The organism is Streptomyces sp. NBC_00727 (genome assembly GCF_045161745.1).
Taxonomy (GTDB): Bacteria; Actinomycetota; Actinomycetes; order Streptomycetales; family Streptomycetaceae; genus Streptomyces.
The window spans coordinates 3,729,051-3,749,529 of sequence record NZ_CP108981.1 but is presented as its reverse complement, the minus strand read 5'-3'; the positions used below and the strand labels follow the sequence as shown (position 1 = coordinate 3,749,529).

Sequence of the window (20,479 nt, the reverse complement as noted above, 5' to 3'; positions counted from 1 at the left end):
CTCCGTCGGCGGGGGCCTGTTTCAGACGAGGCGGACGGGCTTGTCGGTGCGTACGCCGACCGAGGCGAGCCAGGACCGCAGCGGCCCCGCGTCGCCGTCCTCGATCAGACTGAGGACCGGGCTGCCGAGGTCCGCGCGGCGCTCGCCGTCGACCAGCAGCGTGGGCCCGTCCAGCCAGTCGAGGCCGGGCGCCGCACCCGCCGTGTCCACGGCGGCGCAGCAGACCATCGCCGCGACGTGGTCGGCGAGCAGTTCGGTGCCCGTACAGGGCGGCTGGAGCGGGAAGAGCGGGAGCGGGTCGGGGCCCCACAGGGCGAGGAGGTCGTCGCCGGGGGCGGAGGTGGCCGCTCCCGTGGCGCCTGCCCCCTGCGCCTCGGCCTCCTCGCGGGCCACGGCCGCGCCGATGCCGGCCGCCAGCTCCTCGCCGCCGCCCGCCCCCGCCTCCAGGTGCTCGACGACGCGGGCCAGGGTGGGCACCCCGTCGACGGCCGCGGCGGGCGGGACCCCCATGGCGTCGAGGACGCGGTGCAGCCGGGCCGCCTCCGAGCGCCACTTCCGGTCGACCACCTCGTCCGGATACTGCTGCCAGTCCACCGGGGCCCAGTCGGGCCCCGTCTCGGCGGGCCCGCCGTGAAAGAGCCGCGCCGCCAGCAGGGACGCCGCCTCGTCGGCCGCTCCCGGCTCCTCCAGGAGGTCGCAGGCGGGCCGCTCCCCCAGCCGGGAGGCGTACCCCTCGGCCAGCCGGTCGCGACGGGAGAGCTCGGTGAGCGCGGAGACGACGCCCGCGTCCAGCTGCGAGGGCCAGCGGCCCATCCGCCAGGCGGGCAGCGCGACCCGGGTGAGCAGCCGGTCCCAGCCGGCGTAGGCGAGGCCGACCTGCTCCTGGGCGACGATCCGCAGCCCGTAGTCCACTGCCTGGGCGCGCGTCGACGCGGCGGCGGCGACCCCCCGCTCCATCTCCGCGGCATGCCCGCGACAGCTGCGCAGCAGTATCCGGGCGATCCTGCCCACGAAGGCGCGCGGCAGCCGCAGCGCCCTGCGCACCGGCCCCTTGGCGGGCGCGGAACCGTCGGCGACGGCCCCGTCGAGTCCCCGCACGAAGCGCCGGGCGGCGGCTATGTCGGGCTGGGCGGATGCGCTGGTGCCCGCGACGACCGGGGCGAGCAGGGCACGCAGCTCGGCGACCCTCATCCACCACAGGAACGGGGAGCCGATGACCAGCACGGGGGCCGCCTCGGTCCGGCGGGCGGGGCCGCCGGACGCCGGGTGCCTGCGGTCCTCCAGCCAGCTGTCGCAGTCGGGCGTGAGCGCTATGGCCGAGGGCGCGGGCACCTCCAGCCGGTCCGCCAGCTCGCGGACCAGGCGGTAGAGGCCGGGGGCCGCCGCCTCGCTGAGCGGGACGGTCGGGCTGACCGCAGGCTTCGCCCGCGCCACCGCGACGGCGACGGCCGCCGCGGTCAGCAGGACCACGACCGCGCAGGCGGCCACGGCCCAGCGCGCCGTGTCCCAGCCGCCGCCGTCGGCGAAGCCCTGCGCGCCCGCGGCGAACAGCACCACGGCCAGCGCGGCGGGCAGCAGCGCGACCGCCGTCGCCCTGCCGCGGATGCGCAGCAGGACGAGCGCCCGGGCCCGCGCAGCGCGCGCACCCGGCTCCTCACCCGTACCGGTACCGGACACGGCTGGACCTCACCCCCTCTGCCCCCACGGCGGTGTTGCTCACTCCCCCACTGTGGCACCCGCCACTGACATCGCAATGCCGGTGGGCCAAGTGCCGGAACGCTTGCGCCGCACCCTAGTTGGGGGTGCGGCGGGCGTCATCCGGATGGCTCAGCAGTCACTCGATGGAATGGCTTTGGGCAAAGGTGTTGAGGGCCAGGGGGCAGGCGGGGTACGGGCCCGCCCCGCCGCCTGTACCGGCTCAGGCCCGCGCCGCCGCCGCGTCCTCCGCGGCCTTCTTCGCGATGTCCGTACGGAGCTGGGAGCCCGCCAGCCGGATCCTGGCCGCCGCCGCGTAGGCGCGCTCGCGGGCGCCCGCGAGGTCCTCGGCCGTCGCTGTCACGGAGAGCACGCGGCCGCCCGCGCTGACGACCGCGTCGCCCTCGAGCCGGGTGCCGGCGTGCAGCACGTACGCGTGCGGGGCGTCCTGCGCCGCGACCTCGTCGAGCCCCTCGATCGGGTCACCCGTACGCGGGGTGCCCGGGTAGTTGTGCGAGGCGATGACCACCGTGACGGCGGCGTCGTCGCGCCACTTCAGCGGCGGCAGCTGGTCCAGGGTCCCGTCGGCGGACCCGAGCAGTACACCGGCCAGCGGCGTCCGCAGGCGAGCCAGGACCACCTGGGTCTCCGGGTCGCCGAACCGGGCGTTGAACTCGATGACCCGTACACCGCGCGAGGTGATCGCGAGGCCCGCGTACAGCAGCCCCGAGAACGGGGTGCCGCGGCGGCGCAGCTCGTCGACGGTCGGCTGGAGCACCGACTGCATGACCTCGTCGACCAGCTTGGGGTCGGCCCACGGCAGCGGCGAGTACGCGCCCATGCCGCCGGTGTTCGGGCCCTCGTCGCCGTCGAGGGCGCGCTTGAAGTCCTGGGCGGGCTGCAGCGGCAGCACGGTGGTGCCGTCGGTGATCGCGAAGAGGCTCACCTCGGGGCCGTCGAGGAACTCCTCGATGACCACCCGGTCGCAGGCCAGCGCGTGCGCGCGGGCCACCTCGACCTCATCGGTGACGACGACGCCCTTGCCGGCGGCCAGGCCGTCGTCCTTGACCACGTACGGGGCGCCGAACGCGTCGAGCGCGGTGTCGATCTCGGCGGGCGTCGTGCACACGTAGCTGCGGGCGGTCGGTACGCCCGCCCCGGCCATGACGTCCTTGGCGAACGCCTTCGAGCCCTCCAGCAGGGCGGCCTCGCCGGACGGGCCGAAGCACGGGATGCCGGCGGCACGCACCGCGTCGGCGACCCCGGCGACGAGCGGCGCCTCCGGGCCGACGACCACCAGCCCGGCGCCCAGCTCGGTGGCGAGCCGCGCGACGGCGTCGCCGTCGAGGGCGTCGACGGGGTGCAGTTCGGCCACCTCTGCGATGCCGGCGTTGCCGGGGGCGCAGTACAGAGCGGTGACGTCGGGGTCGAGGGACAGAGAGCGGCACAGGGCGTGTTCGCGGGCGCCGCCGCCGATGACGAGGACCTTCACGGGGTGCAGCCTAGCCGCCGGGGCGCGGCGGCCTCGACGGGCGCCGATCCGTGGACAGGGGCGGCGTCACGCACAGGCGCGCCTACTCGTTCGTGAACTCCTCGACCACCGTGGCGCCCAGCTCGCGGACGATCAGCTCGTGGCCGGAGAGCGCGGAGTCGACGAGGTCCGGGTCGTCGGCCTCCGGGATGTCGTCCTCGGGCGCGACCGGCATGGGCGGCTCGGGGGCCGCCTGCTGAGCGGGCGGGGGCCCGGCCGGGGACCCGTCGCCGCTCGGCTGCTGCGGGGCGGGGGCCGGTGCGGGCGCGGCGGGGCGCGGCTCGTACGCCTGCGGCGCGGGGGCCGCGGGGCGCTGCGGGGCGGGCGGCGGGGTGTACGGGCGCTGGCCACCGCCCGCCGGCGGCTGCGGGGGCTGTCCGGCGCCGCCCGACGGGTCGACGATCGCCTCGATCTTCCACTGGGCGTTGAACTGCTCGGCCAGCGCCTGCTTCAGCACGTCCTCGCTGCCACTGCTCGCGAAGTTGTCCCGCGCACCGGCGTTGAGGAAGCCGATCTGCAGGGTGCTGCCGTCGAACCCGGTGACCTGGGCGTTCTGGCTGAGAAGGATCCACGTGAAACGTCGGCGGTTCTTCACCGCCTCCAGGATGTCGGGCCACATGGTGCGCACCTGGCCGGCGCCCTGCGCCATGCCCGGAGCGGGTTGGGGGGCGGAGGCGGGCGCGCCCTGGGAGGCAGGGGCCGCAGCCGGAGCCGGGGCCGGCGCCGGTCCTCGGCCGGGCGCGGCGGCGGTGGGCCAGCCACCGGGGCGGCGCCCCTGGTCGGGAGCGGACGGCGCGGACGGCGCGGACGGCGCGGCGGCGGGCCAGGCGCCAGGCCGCTGCTGCCCGGCGGCGGGTCCCTCCGGGGGCTGCGGTGCCGGTACGGGGGCGGGGGGCGGTGTCTGCGGGGCGGCCGGGGCGGGGGCCTGTGGCGCGGGCGCGTCCCCCCGGACCGCGGCGCGCGCTGCGGCGGGCCCGGCGTCGGGCTGCGGGGCGGGGGGCACCGGGGCGTGGGCGAGGGCCTCGGGGCCGGGGACGTACCCCATGGCGGGGCCGGGGCCGGTGGTCGCGAAGGAAGCGCCGCGCTCCAGCCGGTCCAGTCGGGCCTGGAGGGAGCGCTCGTCGTCGAAGGCGGCGGGCAGCAGGACCCGGGCGCAGATCAGCTCGACCTGGAGGCGCGGCGAGGTCGCGCCGCGCATCTCCGTGAGCCCCTCGTTGACCAGGTCGGCCGCGCGGCTCAGCTCGGCGGCCCCGAACACGGACGCCTGGGCCTGCATCCGCTCGACGACGTCGGCGGGCGCGTCGATCAACCCCTTCTCGCCGGCGTCCGGCACGGCGGCCAGGATCACCAGGTCGCGCAGCCGCTCCAGCAGATCGGCGACGAAGCGGCGCGGGTCGTTGCCGCCCTCGATGACCCGGTCCACGACCTCGAAGGCCGCCGCCCCGTCGCCCGCCGCGAAGGCGTCCACGATCGAGTCGAGCAGCGAGCCGTCCGTATAACCGAGCAGCGCCGTCGCCATGGCGTACGTCACACCCTCGTCGGCCGCGCCGGCGAGCAGCTGGTCCATGACGGACATCGAGTCACGCACGGAACCGGCACCGGCCCGCACGACGAGCGGCAGGACGCCGTCGTCGACGTGGCTCTTCTCCCGGCCGCACACCTCGGCGAGGTAGTCGCGCAGCGTCCCCGGCGGGACGAGCCGGAACGGGTAGTGGTGCGTACGCGAGCGGATGGTCCCGATGACCTTCTCGGGCTCCGTGGTCGCGAAGATGAACTTCAGGTGCTCCGGCGGCTCCTCCACCACCTTCAGCAGGGCGTTGAACCCCGCCGACGTCACCATGTGCGCCTCGTCGATGATGTAGATCTTGTAACGACTGGACGCCGGCCCGAAGAACGCCTTCTCCCGCAGGTCACGGGCGTCGTCCACGCCACCGTGCGAAGCGGCGTCGATCTCGATCACATCGATCGATCCCGGCCCGTTGCGCGCCAGGTCCTGGCAGGACTGGCACTCCCCGCAGGGCGTGGGCGTGGGCCCCTGCTCGCAGTTCAGACAGCGGGCCAGGATGCGCGCACTCGTCGTCTTGCCGCAGCCACGCGGGCCGCTGAACAGGTACGCGTGATTGACCCGGTTGTTCCGCAGGGCCTGCTGGAGCGGGTCAGTGACATGCTCCTGACCGATGACCTCGGCGAACGACTCGGGGCGGTAGCGGCGGTACAGCGCAAGGGACGACACACCTACGAGGTTATCGGGGCGGACTGACAACCGGCCCCGCCCGTGACCGGCACCACCCCGGACCCCCGGAAACGCAAGGGCCCCCCACGCACCCGCCAGAGCCGACCTACCCTTGCTGCCTTCCGGCCCTGGGGGAGTTCAGTCAGATAGCGCCACGTGAGGGGCTGACGCCCACCTTAACCGATCCCCACCCCCACAAGTCCACCTCCCCCACCTCCCCGAACCCCCTCCGACACCCCCGGACCCCCTCCCCGGGGAACGGGTTCGCGAGCACTGCTCAACGTCTTGTATTGTTTGCCGCGGAGGATTCGCCTAGTGGCCTAGGGCGCACGCTTGGAAAGCGTGTTGGGGGCAACCCCTCACGAGTTCGAATCTCGTATCCTCCGCCATTGCTCTCACCGGGCAATACGTTGAAGGCCCCCGCAGCTCGCTGCGGGGGCCTTCGACGTTGACCAACTGCTGACCGGCGCTCAGATCTGCACCACGTGCACGTCCTGGGCATCCAGTGCCTTCAGATAGGCGTCGAGGTCCGCCGGATCACTGGTAAAGACGACGGCACTGCCGTGTCGGGCGGCCGTAAGAGCCACTAGGGCGTCCACAGCGTCCGGCCGCCTCTTCGGGGGCAACTCTGCCGAACCGAGTGCGCTTCCGATGCGTTGCCATTCGGTGATGTCCGGACCGGTGGCGCACATGATGCATGCCGTCTGCCCCACGCTGGTAGAGCGCATGGCTAGGGCCGAACTACGAGCCTGAGGCACCGTGCAGTCCTTCATCACCCCGGCCAGGGCATGCACCGTGGCGGGACTGGGCCGCCAGACTTGCGCGAGTACCGGTCCGAGCACGAGCGCCCGATGCGGTGTCTCCCGAAGACCGGCATGCAGGCGCACCGCCTTCGCCTTGCGGTCCGCGAGCGCGATCAGCATGCCGGTGTCGTAGACCGGCACCCGGGCAGTCACGCCGCGTTACCGGGTCGGAAAGCAGGACGCTCGGCACCATAGATGAGCCCCATGGCCTCCTGCACCTCCTGCCGCTCCTGCTCCGTGAGCTCGTCGTCGGCGACTTCAGGCAGCGGCGCCAGTGCGGCAGCCTCCGCCTCAGCTGCCGCGATCACCGCGTCAAGTCGGGCGAACTGGGCCTCCGCCGCTTCCGCCTCGGCCATCTGCCGGGTCGCAGCGTTGACGAGGTAAGCGGACACATCCATTCCAGCCCGCTCCGCGTGGGTCCGGATACGCTCGGCATGCTCACTGTCCAGGCTGATGCTGATTCTCGTCTTCGGCATACCAGCAGTGTATGACGCGTATTACGACTCCGCCAAGCATTCCGCCTGCGCGCGGCCGCCAAGCCAAGCCGCCCTGACTCGACCACGACCACCCGAACCCTGCCCGACAAGACTCGTGGTCTCAGTTCCGGTCTCATTCACCCCTGTACGACGCCATCCGAATGTGCGGCGGCCTCCTGAACCGTCACAGGTCATTACGCACCTGACCGTCTCCGGACATCCGGACGAAGACCTGGAAAGCGTGTTGGGGGCAACCCCTCACGAGTTCGAATCTCGTAACCTCCGCCATTGCTCTCACCGGGCAATACGTCGAAGGCCCCCGCAGCTTGCTGCGGGGGCCTTCGACGTTGATGGTCTCAGTTCTGGCCTCATTCATCTGCGACATAAGAGACATCCATGCCGCCGACTTGCCGTCGCCGGGTCGAGTCACAGGACATCGCCTTCACTCAGAAGCGGGTTTCTGCCGACTCAGGACGCAGGCGTCCCCCGCGATCCGCCATTCTGGGTCTGTGCAGGACCGATTCCGGTCGGAGACCACCGGCACTCGTCTTTGTGAGGTGTCCCCATCGGCAAGCCCAGTGGATCAACTCCGGCCGCGTGGCTGAGTGATCTGGAAGTCGACTGGCTTGAGCGGGTCCTCGCAGCTCGCCCGGATGCCGTGTCCCCGCCGGAACCACGATCGTTCGGCGAACTCGCTGACCGCCTTCAGCGCCCCGCGTCGGTGGCCCCGGTGCTGACCGGACTCGCGCTGCCACACCTGCAGGTAGCCGAGACACTGGCGGCATTGGGGCCCGTTCCATGTGCCGCCCTGGCCGATCTGCTGGATGCGACCGGAACGGAGAGCACTCGCGGGCTGGACGCGGCCTTGGAGGCGCTGGCCGACCGCGCACTCGTCTGGCCGGACGGCGCAGGGCTGCTGCGCATGGCGGCGCCGTTGTGGCAGGCGTGGGACTCGCCGCTGGGGCTGGACGCTCCGCTCACCGGGCTCCTGGCGGACACGACCTCCGAGGAACTGCGCTGCATGCTGGTGGCCCTGAGCATCCCGTCGCCCGGCACCACCAAGAAGCATCGGCTGACTGCCCTGCTGGAACACCACAGCGATCCAGGAAGCGGAACTGCTCGGGGTCGTCGCCCGCGGCGCCCTGTCCCCCATCGGTGCCGCTCTGCGGACCGACGACGCCGAAGCGCTGTCCGCCGCCTGTGAGCGGCTGCTGCCGACGGCCACCAGGGCAGCCCGTTTCGGCGCGGACCTCACCGCCGTCGTCACCGGCACACCGTCCGCCCGCCTCGCCGCACTACTGGACACCGTCGCTGACAAGGAAGTCGGTGGCACGGCATCGGTGTGGCGGTTCAGCCCCAGAACCGTTCGCCGTGCCCTGGACACGGGCCGCACGGCGGATGCCATCGCGGCAGACCTGAGCGCCGTCGCGGTCGGCGCCCTCCCCCAGTCTCTGTCGTACCTGATCAACGACTCCGCACGCACTCACGGCCGTGTGCGCATCACCCCCGCTGCCTGTGTGATCCACAGCGAAGAACCCGCTCTCCTCGCCGAGCTCGTCACGCACAGAAAGCTCGCCGCCCTCGGCCTGCGCCTGCTGGCACCGACCGTGCTGGTCAGCCGGACCCCACTCGACAAGACCTTCGCCACGCTCCGGGCCGCCGGCTTCGCCCCCGTTGCCGAGAGGGCCGACGGAACCGTACGCGTCGAAAAGACCCGGCGCCGACGTGCCGCCGCACCGGTCCCGCCCCCTCCCCAGCTCCCAGGCCAGCGGCGGCGTTCCGTGCCGACGGTGACTCCGGTGACAGTCGACCTGAGCACGCTGGCCGCCAGGCTGCGGGCCGCCCCGCCGATACTTCCGGCTCCCGACCCGTTCGGCACCGGAGTCCCCTACGGCACGGACACCGAGGAGATCGTCGCCGGACGCGCGAAGGACCTGGCGTACAGCGATGTCCGCCAGCTCGCCCATGCCGTCGACGCCGGCACAGCCATCACGGTCGAGTACGTCGCCGCGTCGGGCAACCGGACCGTACGTATCCTCAGCGAGCTCGTGCTCGACCCGCCCTACTTGTATGCGTGGTGCCACCTGCGCGACGACGAACGGGTCTTCACCCTCTCCCGCATCCACGGCGTCATGCCCGGGTAGCCGGGATCCGCGTCGTGGCTCGGTGTTCGGCCGGCCACTGCGGCGATGCCCCACGACCAAGCGCTGCGACGAGCCGCCACTACGATCGCCGACCATGGACTGGGTCGAGCGCACCGCACAGTTGAGGCAGTGGACGAGGAGCGGGACGCGGGCTCCGCACAAGCCGTTGCTGTTCCTGTACGCGCTCAGCCGGTTCCAGCAGGACGCCGATGACGAGCTGCGGTACAGCGCCGTGGAGGAGGACCTGCGGGGACTGCTCGCCGAATACGGTCCTGGTAACCGGACGACACCCGCCTATCCCTTCCATCACTTGGTGGGTGACGGCGTGTGGGAGGTGCGCACCGAGCGCGGGCCGGGCAGCCCCGGGACCGGGGTCAGGGAACTGCGCGCAACCGGCGCCGCTGGGCGGCTGACGCCGGAGCTGAGGGCGGCGCTGCGGCGGGAGCCGTCTCTTCTCGGCCGGATGACACGGGTGCTGCTCGATCTGAACTTCCCGCCCTCCCTCCACGGCGAGCTGTGCGAAGCCGTCGGCCTGGAGCTGGAGGAGGCCGAGACCGCACTGCTCTCGGCCGCGCGCAGGCAGCGGGACCGGCGGATGCGGGAGATGGTCCTGACGGCGTACGAGTACCAGTGCGCCTTCTGCGGGTACGACGGCAGGATCGGCGCGGTGCCGGTCGGGCTTGAGGCCGCCCATGTGCGCTGGTGGGCGTTCGACGGACCGGACGACGTCGAGAACGGGCTGTGCCTGTGCTCGCTGCACCACAAGCTGTTCGACAAAGGCGTACTCGGTCTCGGCGAAGGCCATGGCAAGGGCCACCGCATCCTGGTCTCGCAGAGCTTCATCGGCCACAGCACCGCCGCCCGCGAGCACGTCATCACGCTCGCCGGCCGTCCGCTCATCGGCCCCCAGCCGGGCGTCCGCCCCATCGCCCCCGCCCACCGTTCCTGGCACACCAGCCAGGTTTTCTACGGCAGCCCACGTCCCGCCACGACCGCCTGACCGCCGACCTGGCGGCCACGAGAATTGCACTGGTAAGGAGCGCGATACCAAGAGTATGGTCTCTTGTATGGCGACGAAGAAGGTGACGGTGACGATTCCCGAGGATCTCCTGGACGAGATCCGTGCGGAGGCGGCAGAACGGGGAATGTCGGCATACGTCGCCGAGGCGCTGCGCTTCAAGCGCGACCGGGACCGGCTGCGGGAGCTGTCGGACTGGCTGCAGGAGGAACACGGTCCTCTCACCGGGGAAGAGCGCACCACGGCGTTCGAGGAGTTGGAGGGCCTCGACGCCGAGCATGAGCGCCGGCGCGCCACCGGAGCGCACGGCGCCGGAGAAGCCGCGTGAGGAAGCGGTCCGGCGAACCCGGGCAGCGGCCGCTGCGCGTCTTCGTACTCGACTGCGAAGCCCTGTCCCTGGCCGTACGCGGCGACCGGACGATGATCGCGTGGCTCGACCTCGCAGCCCGGGGTGAAGCCGAGGTCGTCACGTCTCCGATGACGCTGGTCGAGGCGTACGACGGCAGAACCACCGAGCAGCGCTGGGACTGGGTACTCTCCCGGCTCGAAGTCGCTGACATCGGGAAGGACGAGGCCCGCCAGGCCCGCCGCCTGCTGGCAGACGCCAAGCTGCACGGCCACAAGTACGCGATCGACGCGATGCTCGCCGTCATCGCGCGCCGGCAGAAGGGGCAGGTCACCGTCTTCACCTCGGACGTGGACGACCTGGAGAGGCTGGTTCCGGAGTCGATCGTCGTCAAGAAGGCATGACCGGCCTCCGGCCTCAGTTCTGTATTGCCATCAAGGCCCGCGGAGGCGCTGTAGCGCGCTGGGCACGAGGGGGCAGGCGACGCATGCGCGGACTGTAGTCGCCTCGGAGGTAGTGGATCACCGCGCCGACCTCGTGCGGGCGAACCTGCGCTTCCCGTCTGCCGGATCAATCACGCCCGGCTTCAGGGCCGCCATGAAACCCGGTTCGGCTCAGTCGGGGCGCCGCCCGTTCAGTCGCGGTCGGCTACCCGTCTCCTGGACCACGAAGTGGCGTCAGCTCCGTATCGAGCCAAGAGGCGGGCGAACTGGATCCGCTCCTCCCGTGACCAGGTGGCGGTGATCTCCTCGAACGCTTTGCGCTGTTCGGCGGCGAAGCGGTTGCGTTCGGCCTCGCCGTGTTCGGTGAGTTCGAGCACGGTGCGGCGTCCGTCGGACTGGGAAGCCGTCCGGCGCAGCAGACCGTCCGCGATACAGGCGGCCACGGTCCGGCTTGCCACCGGCTGGGCGACGCCCATCTCGGCGGCAAGGCCACCGACGGTCATCTCGCCCGGCGCATCCGCGATCACATTGAGTACGAGGTTGCGGGACAAGTCCTTGCTCGATGCCGGTGCGCGACGGCGCAACCGTGACAGCGCCGGGCCGATCTGATCCAGCGCCAGGTCGTCGGAAGGCCGTTCGGAGAAGGACGCGCTACTCATGTGACCGAGTCTAGGCCGGGGCCGCTCACTTGCATACCGTTAGGTAATTACATAGCTTCAGGTATGTAAATCATGGACGAGTGGGGTGACGACCGAACTGGAGATGCAGGGCATGAACACCCGGGAGAACCGGGGCCCCATCGCCGGCGACGACTCCCTGGCTGACGTGCGCTCTTCAGGATTCGCCATCACACCGCCCGGTGGCCCTCAACACCCGTGCCGTCTGGCGCCGCGGCACACGCCTGGCGGCGTGACCCCTGCCCTGATGGTCTCGGTCCTGGTCCCGTTCGCCCGCGTCCCGTACCGTCCGCCGGGCTCTCCGGCTCTCGTTCCGGCGCAGGTCAGGACGCCTATGACCGCAGGAGCCGGAACCGAGCGGGCCCACGCGACGACGGCCGGGGCGGGCTCCCGCTGATCCCCGTCCCGAGAACGGCGATTGAAGTCAGCGGTCGCGCATGCCGCAAAGCCTCCACCCGCCGGGCCCGCAGCATCTAAGGTTCGCTCACGGCGTCTCATCGCGGAGGGCATATGTCCGAACCCAGCGCGTCACCCACCCCGCCGGACCCCGGGGCTGCCGGAGGACCGCTGGAGTTATGGGCACAGATCCTGTCCGCCGCGTCCGACGTGCTCTCCAGCATCGCGGAGAGCCTGAAGGTCGAGCCGGTCCTGCTCGCCGGGTTCGCGACCATGTTGCTCGTCGAGCTGGCGGGCGCCCTGTACGGCGGGACCTTCCTGCTCGTCGCGTCGCTGATGTTCGGCGCGTACGCCCTGTCCCTCGTCGCCCTCTTCGTGTTCCGGCGGTGGGGAGGCCCGCGTACCGCGCGAGCGGGGGACAGCCGACGGGCGAAGGTCCGGCGCTCCCGCCGGGTGCACGTGCCCGACTTCGGCGCGTGGCGCGGGGACTCCCGGGTGGACGTGCGCCGCAGCGAGGACGTGGTCATCGGCGGCAGCCCCGCCCGGGAGACCGCGCCCGCGGTGCCGCCGCAGCCCGCGAGTGAGCCGCCCGCGGAGCCCGAGCCGTTCACGCCCCGCAAGCCGTACACCCCCACCCTGGCCCGCACCCGCGACACCGTCCTGAACGCCGCACGCCGCAGCGCCGGCGGAACGGGCGTGCGCTTCGAGGTCGTCGCCGACAGCGGCTGCGGCAAGACACTGCTGCTGGACGAGATCGCCGCCGGGCTGAAGGAGGACCGCCGGCTCGTCCTGTTCATCACCGCCGGCGCCCCCCAGTACGGCGAAGCCGGGGCCATGGGAGCCGCCGGGCGGGAGATGGCCGAGTACGCCACCTGCCGGCAGATCATCGACGCGATCGCCACCGACGTGCACCGGGCGTACGTGCCGGAGGGCGGCGAGGCGCCCCTGCTGGACCCCGCTTCCGGGCGCGAGCTGGAGACCTCGATCCTGGGCACGCGCGACGTCTGGCAGCGGGAGTCGTCGTCGGCCCCCATGAACGTCGTCATCGATGTCAGCCGCTCCCGCGATGTGAACGTCGGCGGCATCGGTGAGGCGGTCGCGGGTTCGCTCCCCCGTGAGCCCACCCTCTCCCGGCTCGCCGAGATGCAGCAGCAACTGACGCGCGTCCTGGACGGAGCGGCCCGGTCCCGGCCGGCCGCCCTGCTCGTGGACGACGTGCACGCGGTGGCCGGTACGCCGGTCGAGAACTGGCTGATGGCCGTGCTGAGGGGGGTCTCCACCGCCGTGGTCGTCCATGCCGGGCGCCCTGCGGGCGGCGGGGGTGAACGCGTGCCCATGCCGGGCGCCCGACGCCTCAGGCTGGGCCTGCTGTCCCACGCCGAGACCACCGCGTTCGTGACGGAACGGCTGGTGGAAGCCGGTTGGCAGCCGACCGAGGCCACCGCCGCGGCCGGCGAGATCGCCGTCCTCACCCGGGGCCATCCGATCGGCGTGGCGACCTGCACCACGATCGTCCGCGACTCGCTCCCGGCCGACGCCTCGACCGCGGAGGTCCGCACGCTGCTCCTCGGCGGAGCGGGGCACTGGGACGACGACGGCGCCTTCGACGCGGTACGCACCTACGTCGACGACTACGCGGCACGCATCGTCGGCCGTCCCCTTCCGCTCTTCGACCTCCTCGTGGTCCTGCGCCGGTGCACCGCCACGATCCTCGCCGCGGTCCTCGGCGAGACCCAGGGGGTCAGTGAGAGACAGGCGTCCCAGATCTACGACTGGTTGTCGCGCTGCGCCTTCGTCACGCCCTTCGACGACGACGAGAGCGAGGGCTGGCGGCTGCACGACTACCTGCGGGAGAACCTCGACCTGCGGTTCCGGCGCACCCGCCCGACGCAACACGCCGACCTGCACGCCGTGGTGGAGCGCTACTACCGGACCAGGCTGAACTTCGACGAGGAACGGGACGAGCAGCCGATCGGTGCGGTCGGCGCGCGTTACGAGGACGCGGACTGGCAACGCGACTCCCAGGAGTGGCTGCACCACGCCGCCTTCCTGCCCCGCGTGGCGTTCGAGAGCAGCAGGCGCGCCATGATCCGGTTGTTCCTGGAGGCGTTCTACTGGTGGGACATGGAGGTGCCCTCCAGCTACTGCGCCCAGCTCGTCTCCGCCTACCGCGCCCTGCCCACCGAACGCGACCCGCGGTGGGTCGCGTGGCTGGACCAGCTGCGCACCGGCTACGTCGCCGGCCGCGTCAACCAGGTGCCCGGCCGGGACCGGGAGCGGTGGGAGCAGGCCGGCGCGGCTCTGGACGCCCTCGCCGAGTACCTGGGGCTCCGGCGCGGACACGTCCCCACCGACCCCGACCTGCGGCGCATCTACATCATCTCCGCCCAGCTCCAGGGCGAGGCCATCTGGTTCGGGGGCAGCGGAGGCGACTCGGAGCGCAACCGCGCGGCGGCCTGGTTCCGGGCCGGCGGCGAGGCGTGCACGGACGAGAACGAGCTGTGGATGGGCAACTGGGCGGTCCACGAGGAGGCCAGTCTGTGGGCCACCGCGGATCCGGCCCGGGCCCGCGCTCTCCTGGAGGGCTTCGAGGACCGGCTCGCGGCGCAGGAGGACACCGAGCTGCCGGTGTGGCTCGCCGAGACGTTCGCCGATATCGCCTGGGCCGAGAACGATCCCCGGCGGTCCTTCGACGCCCATGCCCGGGCCGCCCTGCACGGCTTCGTCTACCACGTGCGCCAGGAGACCTACGGCCAGTACCCCAACCACTACACCGACTCGCTCTACCGCAGCGTCCTCACCCACATGGAGCAGAGGGAGCGCGAAGCGCTCGACGCCGGCCTCACCGATGAGGCAGCCGCCGCGAAGGCGAGGAGCCGGGCCCTCTTCGCACCGTACTGGCAGCACATCGGACGGGACCCGGGGGACACCTTCGGCCTGCCGGACCCGCCGGCCGCCACCGACCTCGGCAGCGACCTCACCCCGTTCGCGAGAGCGGCGAAGTGGGTGGTCCGGAACATGGCGGACGAGCTGGAGAGGTCCGTCGAGGAACCGTTGCGCGATCCGGCGGCGCCCTGACACGTCCGTCGATGTCACGGGCGGACCGCCGCCCCTGGGTAACGTCTTGACCAAGCGTCGAAGTGAGGGCGGTATGCGAGTAACTGACGTCGGGTTGGACAGCCCGCTGCTGGACGTGGTGTACGACGAGCTGCTCGTCCCCAACTTCCCGGCCCACGAACTGGTCACACCCGCAGCGCTGCGGGCAGGGCTGAAGTCGGGGCTCCAGTGGATCTCGGCCGTCGTCCGCGACGGCCGGCCCGACGGCGCCGCGGTCGCCGAGTGGTCCCCGGACAGCGGGGTCCTGCTGCTCTCCTACCTGGCGGTGCGCCGGGACCTGCGGTCCGGGGGCATCGGCGGCGCCCTCCTGGCAGAGGTCCTCACCGGCTGGCAGCAGCGGGTTCACCCGCTGCTCACCCTCGCGGAGATCGAGCACCCGGCCGCGCACACCCCGGACGACGACAAGGGCGACCAGTCCGCCCGGCTGCGCTTCTACGCCCGGCACGGGGCCAGGGTCCTGGACGTGCCCTACTTCCAGCCCGCTCTGCGGCCCGGCGCCGCGAGGGTGCCCGGGCTGGTCCTGGCCCTGCTCACCGCCGCCCCCGAACTGGCGGACGCGGAGGTCGTACCGTCCGGGCCCGTGCGGAAGTACATGACGCAGTACTTCGAGGAGAGCGAGGGCAGGGTGCCCGACGACCCGGCGACCACGGAGATGTTCGCCGCGATGGCTCCGGGCGGAATCAGGCTGCTGCCCATGGACGACGCCTCGGCGCTGCCCTGCACCAAAAACGTGTGACACCCGGGAGTCGTGGTCCTGCGCGGCGGGAGCAGCCGGACAGGCCCCGAGGCCTGTCCGGGCAGGGGGGAACGCGCGCGCCCGTTACGCCTCCGGTGTCCCGTCCGCCGCGATCCGGCGGAACCCGAGGTACGGAACCAGCGCCTCCGGCAGCACCAGTGAGCCGTCCTCCTGCTGGCACTGTTCGAGGAGGGCGGCCAGGGTGCGGCCGATGGGGAGGCCGGAGCCGTTGAGGGTGGCGACGAGCTTGGGCTTGCCGTTCTCGTCACGGGTACGGATGGCGGCGCGGCGGGCCTGGAACGTGCCGAAGTTCGAGACCGAGGAGATCTCGCGGTACGTGTTCTGGCTCGGGATCCAGACCTCGATGTCGTACGTGAGCTGAGCCGAGAAGCCCGTGTCGCCGGCGGCGAGCATGACGACCCGGTAGGCGAGGCCCAGCTCCTTCAGGCACGCCTCGGCGTGGCCGACCATCTGCTCCAGCTCCGCGTCGGCCTCCGCCGGGTCGACGATGCGGACCATCTCCACCTTGGAGAACTGGTGCTGCCGGATCAGGCCCCGGGTGTCGCGCCCGTACGAACCGGCCTCGGACCGGAAGCACGGGGTTTGGGCGGTCAGGGCCAGGGGAAGCTCGGCGGGCGGGATGATCTCGTCCGCGTACAGGTTGGTCAGCGGGACCTCGGCCGTCGGGATGAGGAACAGCTCGCGGTCGGCCACGCCGGTCTTGAACAGGTCCTCCTCGAACTTCGGGAGCTGCCCGGTGCCGGTCATGGTCTTACGGGTGACCAGGTACGGGACCGCGTGCTCGACGTACCCGTGGCGACGGGTGTGCAGGTCGAGGAAGAGGGTCGCCAGGGCCCGCTCCAGGGCCGCGCCCGCACCGCGCGTGACCGCGAAGCGGGGGCCCGAGAGCTTGGTCGCGCGGGCGAAGTCGAGGATGCCCGTGGCCTCGCCGAGGTCGACGTGGTCCTTCGGCTCGAACGAGAACTCGGGCGGCGTGCCCACCCGCCTGACCTCGACCGCGTCCGCGTCGCTGGCGCCGTCCGGCGCCTCGTCGGCCGGCAGGTTCGGGATGCTGAGCAGCAGGTCGCGCAGCTCCTCCTGGACCTGCTCCTGGCCGGCCTCGATCGCCCGGATCTCGTCCTTCAGCTCGCGGGCCCGCTCCTTCAGCTTGGAGATGTCACCGCCGGCCTTCGCCGTCTGCTGGACCTCGCTCGCCACCCGCTTGGACTCCGCCCGCAGCTCGTCGGCCGAGCGGATGTTCTGGTTCCGCCGGGACTGGAGGTCCTCCAGCGCGGCCAGGTCCAGCGCGTATCCGCGACGAGCGAGCCGGCGTACCGCTTCGGCACCCATGTCGATCAGGGCGCGGGCATCATGCATGAGGGGTCCTTCTGGTCCGGCGAGTGGGGTCGGTGCGTTGTGGCACCGACGGTAGCAATCAGCGGACCGTACGCGATCCGGTTTACCGGCGGTGCTGTCCCGGCTGTCCGGCGCCGGCCGCATACGGAGTTCACGATTCCTTCACGTGTAGTCCATGTGGGGGATACGGTTCTCCCGTGTGCGGCGAGTTGCGCTGTGTCACGGAACAACAAGCTGCCGTTGCCAGGGCGGGACCCGACGCGGCCGCGCGTCTGGGGGACTGCATGCGTGAGATGACCAAGGGCGCCAACGTCGGGCTGTCGGACCTCAGCGAGGATGCCGGGTCGGTCATCGCGAGCCTGAGCTGGAGCAGCACCGCCGGGGACGGCGACGCGGACGTGTCCGTCCTCCTGCTGGACGGCAACGGCAAGGTCCGCAGCGACGCCGACTTCTTCTACTACAACAACGCCTCCGCCGCCGACGGCAGCGTGCAGCTGCTGGGCAAGACGCCGACGGACGGCGGCAGCGAGGACCGCATCAGCCTCGACCTGACCGCCGTCCCCGAGGACATCGAGCGCCTGGTCGTCGCCGCGAGCCGGTACGGCGGCTCCCGTTTCGGCGAGCTCGACGACCTGCGGATGACCGTCGCCGACCGGTCCGGCGAGGTGCTGCTCGGGTTCTCGATCACCGACGCCTCCGTGGAGAGCGCCTTCATCTTCGGCGAGCTGTACCGGCGCGGCACGGAGTGGAAGTACCGGGCCATCGGCCAGGGGTACGAGACCGGGCTCGCCGGCCTCGCGACGGACTTCGGCATCGATGTCGACGACGAGGGTGAGAACGAGGGCGACGGGGAAGACGCGGCCGCCGATGACCGCACGGTCGCCCCCGTCACGGAGCAGCCCAACGTCGAGCAGCCTCCCGCACAGCCGACGTACGCCGGCCGGACCCCTGACCCCGCTCCCGAGGCGGCCCCCGCCGTTCCCCTCCGGCAGGCCGGGGAAACCATGGCCCCCGCACCGGAGGCGGCGCCCGCGCCCAAGCGGCCCCGGGCACGTACGGCGAAGAAGAAGGTGACCCTGCCGGCCGTCGCCGCGAAGTCGCTGGCCGAGAACGACGCCTGGAGGGCCGCCCGGCTGTTCCCCGCGTCGAACCTCAAGAGCGACAAGGAGCGCGAGGTCCGGGCGACCTCCGTACTGCTGTCCGTGATGGCGCAGGTGCCGGAGTTCGGCCGCCGGCTGACCGCCGCGTTCGGCGCCCCGGCCGGGCGCATGCAGACCTTCACCGAGGTCTCCCTCCCGCACGGTGAGACCCCGAAGCGCCCGGACGGAGTGATCCGGGTGGAGCGGGCGGGGAAGCTGTGGACCGCGCTCGTCGAGACGAAGACCAACGGGAACGCGCTGAGGTCGGAGCAGGTCCAGAACTACATGGACATCGCGTCCCGCCGCGCCTACGAGGCGGTGATCACCCTCTCCAACGACGTGGCGCTGGAGGGCAGCCCGCTCGTCGAGGTCAAGACCGACGGACGGCGCAAGCACAAGGTCGCCCTGTGGCACCTGTCCTGGGCGGAGGTGGCGCACCAGGCCCAGATGCTGATCCGGCACGAGGGGGTGGGCAACGCCGCCCACGCCTGGCTGCTGCAGGAGCTCCTGCACTACCTCCAGCACGAGAACTCCGGCTGCCACGGCTTCCAGAACATGGGCCCCTCCTGGGTGCCCGTGCGCAACGGCATCGACGAGGAGACGCTCAGCCAGGGCGACCCGCGCGCCGTCGAGGTCGTGGAGAGCTGGGAGCGGCTCATCCGCCAGGTCTGTCTGCGGCTCGGCGGCGAGCTGGGGCAGAAGGCCCTGCCCGTCCAGCGCACCCAGCGCGGCACCACGGCGCTCTCGCGGCGGGCGGCGCACGCCGACCGGCTGTGCGAGGAGGGGCGGCTCGCCGCCGAACTGCGCGTGGACGGCTCGCCGGGCACCATCACGATCGTCGCCGACCTCCGCACCGGGAAGCTGCGCACCTCGGTGGAGATCCCGGTGCCGGAGGGCGCCTATCCGCTGACGTCGGCGAAGCGCCTGATGCGGCAGCTGGCCGAGGCGCCCGCCGATCTGCACGTCGAGACGCTGGTCGAGGGCCAGAGCGGCCCGCGCGGCACGCTGGAACGCCTCCGTCCCGAACCGGGCGACGTGCTCCCGCGCGATGGCAGCCGGATCACGGGCTTCCGGCTCTCGCTCTTCAAGAGCATGGGCGCCACGCGGGGCAACGCGGAGTCAGGGTTCATCCGCAGCGTCGACAACGCCGTGGACCGCTTTCACTCGCACGTGATCGCGCACCTCGCCGAGGCCGAGCGCCGTACCGGCCGCCGCGCGGCGGCCCAAACGCCCGCGATCCCGGCCCAGGATGCCGGGGTACCCGCACCCGTGGGGGCTTGAGCCCGCCCCCGATGAGCGGCAAACGGCTGCAAACCGGTCGGTCGGCGGTGGTTGTGCTGGCCGTCGCCTCCGGTGCTCGCCATGATTCGGGCCATGACCAAGAGCGAAGGCCGAGACATCACCCTCCGGATCGCCCAGGAGCCGGCGGCGGACGAGCTCCTCACGCGTAGTCCGCTCGCCGCGCTGGTGGGCATGCTGCTGGACCAGCAGGTGCCCATGGAGTGGGCCTTCGCCGGCCCGTACGCGCTCGCGCAGCGCATGGGGCAGGACGATCTGGACGCCCATGAGATCGCCGCGTACGACCCGGAGGCCTTCACCGAACTGTTCACCGCCAAACCCGCGCTGCACCGGTATCCGGGCTCGATGGCCAAGCGGGTGCAGCAGCTGTGCCAGTTCCTGGTGGCGCAGTACGACGGTGAGGCGGCCGGCGTGTGGGAGGGCGCCGCGACCGGGGCGGACCTGCGCCGGCGGCTCAACGCGCTGCCCGGGTTCGGTACGCAGAAGGCGCAGATCTTCCTGGCGCTCCTCGGCAAGCAGTTCGGGGTGCGGCCGCCGGGCTGGCGGGAGGCGGCGGGGCCGTACGGGGAGGAGGGCTCGCACCGGTCCGTCGCGGACATCACCGGGCCCGATTCGCTCGCCGAGGTGCGCGCGTACAAGCAGGAGGCGAAACAGGCCGCGAAGGCCGCGAAAGCCGCGGCGAAGGGCAAGTAGCCCTCGCGTACGCGGCGTCGTGGCGGGCATGGCTGCGCCCGGTGGCTCCCGACCGGTAGGCTTTCCGTGTGATCTTCAAGCGCATCGGAAATGGGAAGCCTTATCCCGACCACGGCCGGGAAAGCACCCGGCAGTGGGCGGACGTCGCGCCGCGCCCGGTCCGCCTCGACCAGCTCGTCACCACCAAGGGCCAGCTGGACCTCGAAACCCTCCTCGCCGAGGACTCCACGTTCTACGGCGACCTGTTCGCGCACGTCGTGAAGTGGCAGGGCGACCTCTATCTGGAGGACGGGCTGCACCGCGCGGTCCGCGCCGCACTCCAGCAGCGCCAGGTGCTGCACGCCCGCGTGCTCGAACTGGGTTAGGACAGGTCCCGT

Annotated in this window: 17 protein-coding genes, 1 tRNA gene, 1 other RNA gene and 1 pseudogene; 12 read left to right on the top strand and 8 right to left on the bottom strand. The window is 72.1% G+C overall.

What is annotated here, in order from left to right:
* Positions 1-21: 21 nt before the first annotated feature.
* The 4 genes from OG242_RS16720 to ffs form a co-directional block, all read right to left on the bottom strand.
* Complete coding sequence (locus tag OG242_RS16720) at positions 22-1,677, bottom strand: hypothetical protein (RefSeq protein WP_405898930.1); 1,656 nt, start codon at positions 1,675-1,677, stop codon at positions 22-24.
* 241 nt (positions 1,678-1,918) lie between these two features.
* Positions 1,919-3,187 (bottom strand): phosphoribosylamine--glycine ligase, encoded by a 1,269-nt coding sequence (gene purD, locus OG242_RS16715; protein WP_405898929.1) that lies wholly within the window; start codon positions 3,185-3,187, stop codon positions 1,919-1,921.
* 82 nt (positions 3,188-3,269) lie between these two features.
* The gene (locus tag OG242_RS16710) at positions 3,270-5,459 is read right to left on the bottom strand and encodes a DNA polymerase III subunit gamma and tau (RefSeq protein ID WP_405898928.1); all 2,190 of its coding nucleotides are present in this window, start codon (positions 5,457-5,459) and stop codon (positions 3,270-3,272) included.
* A gap of 72 nt (positions 5,460-5,531) precedes the next feature.
* An RNA gene (gene ffs, locus OG242_RS16705) (signal recognition particle sRNA small type) lies at positions 5,532-5,628 on the bottom strand.
* A gap of 132 nt (positions 5,629-5,760) precedes the next feature.
* On the opposite strand from ffs, the gene OG242_RS16700 reads away from it, so the two are divergent.
* Positions 5,761-5,848, top strand: a tRNA-Ser gene (locus OG242_RS16700).
* Positions 5,849-5,929: 81 nt separating this feature from the next.
* Here the strand turns inward: OG242_RS16700 and OG242_RS16695 are convergent.
* Together OG242_RS16695 and OG242_RS16690 are read right to left on the bottom strand one after the other, a co-directional pair.
* Positions 5,930-6,382 (bottom strand): hypothetical protein, encoded by a 453-nt coding sequence (locus OG242_RS16695; protein WP_405898927.1) that lies wholly within the window; start codon positions 6,380-6,382, stop codon positions 5,930-5,932.
* 29 nt (positions 6,383-6,411) lie between these two features.
* Positions 6,412-6,738 (bottom strand): hypothetical protein, encoded by a 327-nt coding sequence (locus OG242_RS16690; protein WP_405898926.1) that lies wholly within the window; start codon positions 6,736-6,738, stop codon positions 6,412-6,414.
* Positions 6,739-7,468: 730 nt separating this feature from the next.
* On the opposite strand from OG242_RS16690, the gene OG242_RS16685 reads away from it, so the two are divergent.
* The 5 genes from OG242_RS16685 to OG242_RS16665 all read left to right on the top strand — a co-directional run bounded on the left by OG242_RS16685 (position 7,469) and on the right by OG242_RS16665 (position 10,650).
* Positions 7,469-7,942, top strand: coding sequence for a hypothetical protein (locus OG242_RS16685; protein WP_405898925.1), 474 nt, complete (start codon positions 7,469-7,471; stop codon positions 7,940-7,942).
* The gene (locus OG242_RS16680) at positions 7,839-8,882 is read left to right on the top strand and encodes a helicase-associated domain-containing protein (protein ID WP_405901632.1); all 1,044 of its coding nucleotides are present in this window, start codon (positions 7,839-7,841) and stop codon (positions 8,880-8,882) included. The genes OG242_RS16685 and OG242_RS16680 overlap by 104 nt, the downstream gene beginning before the upstream one ends.
* Before the next feature lie 94 nt (positions 8,883-8,976).
* Positions 8,977-9,882, top strand: coding sequence for a phosphorothioated DNA-binding restriction endonuclease (locus OG242_RS16675; RefSeq protein ID WP_405898924.1), 906 nt, complete (start codon positions 8,977-8,979; stop codon positions 9,880-9,882).
* Positions 9,883-9,949: 67 nt separating this feature from the next.
* Complete coding sequence (locus OG242_RS16670) at positions 9,950-10,228, top strand: CopG family transcriptional regulator (protein ID WP_405898923.1); 279 nt, start codon at positions 9,950-9,952, stop codon at positions 10,226-10,228.
* Positions 10,225-10,650, top strand: coding sequence for a type II toxin-antitoxin system VapC family toxin (locus tag OG242_RS16665; protein WP_405898922.1), 426 nt, complete (start codon positions 10,225-10,227; stop codon positions 10,648-10,650). The genes OG242_RS16670 and OG242_RS16665 overlap by 4 nt, the downstream gene beginning before the upstream one ends.
* Positions 10,651-10,880: 230 nt before the next feature.
* Here the strand turns inward: OG242_RS16665 and OG242_RS16660 are convergent, their stop codons facing one another.
* Positions 10,881-11,348: a MarR family winged helix-turn-helix transcriptional regulator gene (locus OG242_RS16660; RefSeq protein WP_405898921.1), complete on the bottom strand. Its 468-nt coding sequence runs from the start codon at positions 11,346-11,348 to the stop codon at positions 10,881-10,883.
* An 82-nt stretch (positions 11,349-11,430) separates the two neighbouring features.
* On the opposite strand from OG242_RS16660, the pseudogene OG242_RS16655 reads away from it, so the two are divergent.
* From OG242_RS16655 to OG242_RS16645, 3 genes and pseudogenes are all read left to right on the top strand, one after another.
* Positions 11,431-11,575 (top strand): annotated as a pseudogene (locus OG242_RS16655) (amidohydrolase family protein); the annotation flags it as partial.
* Between the two features lie 301 nt (positions 11,576-11,876).
* On the top strand, positions 11,877-14,840 hold the full coding sequence (locus OG242_RS16650) for a hypothetical protein (protein ID WP_405898920.1): 2,964 nt from the start codon (positions 11,877-11,879) through the stop codon (positions 14,838-14,840).
* Between the two features lie 73 nt (positions 14,841-14,913).
* On the top strand, positions 14,914-15,615 hold the full coding sequence (locus tag OG242_RS16645; protein ID WP_405898919.1) for a GNAT family N-acetyltransferase: 702 nt from the start codon (positions 14,914-14,916) through the stop codon (positions 15,613-15,615).
* 84 nt (positions 15,616-15,699) lie between these two features.
* Here the strand turns inward: OG242_RS16645 and serS are convergent, their stop codons facing one another.
* Positions 15,700-16,992, bottom strand: a complete 1,293-nt coding sequence (serS, locus tag OG242_RS16640) for a serine--tRNA ligase (RefSeq protein WP_405898918.1) — start codon at positions 16,990-16,992, stop codon at positions 15,700-15,702.
* 272 nt (positions 16,993-17,264) lie between these two features.
* Between serS and OG242_RS16635 the strand changes: the two genes are divergently transcribed.
* The 3 genes from OG242_RS16635 to OG242_RS16625 all read left to right on the top strand — a co-directional run bounded on the left by OG242_RS16635 (position 17,265) and on the right by OG242_RS16625 (position 20,467).
* On the top strand, positions 17,265-19,391 hold the full coding sequence (locus OG242_RS16635; RefSeq protein WP_405901631.1) for a TerD family protein: 2,127 nt from the start codon (positions 17,265-17,267) through the stop codon (positions 19,389-19,391).
* A gap of 93 nt (positions 19,392-19,484) precedes the next feature.
* Complete coding sequence (locus OG242_RS16630) at positions 19,485-20,102, top strand: HhH-GPD-type base excision DNA repair protein (RefSeq protein WP_405898917.1); 618 nt, start codon at positions 19,485-19,487, stop codon at positions 20,100-20,102.
* A gap of 68 nt (positions 20,103-20,170) precedes the next feature.
* A complete protein-coding gene (locus OG242_RS16625; RefSeq protein WP_018101777.1) occupies positions 20,171-20,467 on the top strand; it encodes a type II toxin-antitoxin system VapB family antitoxin in 297 nt (98 codons plus the stop codon).
* Positions 20,468-20,479 lie beyond the last annotated feature (12 nt).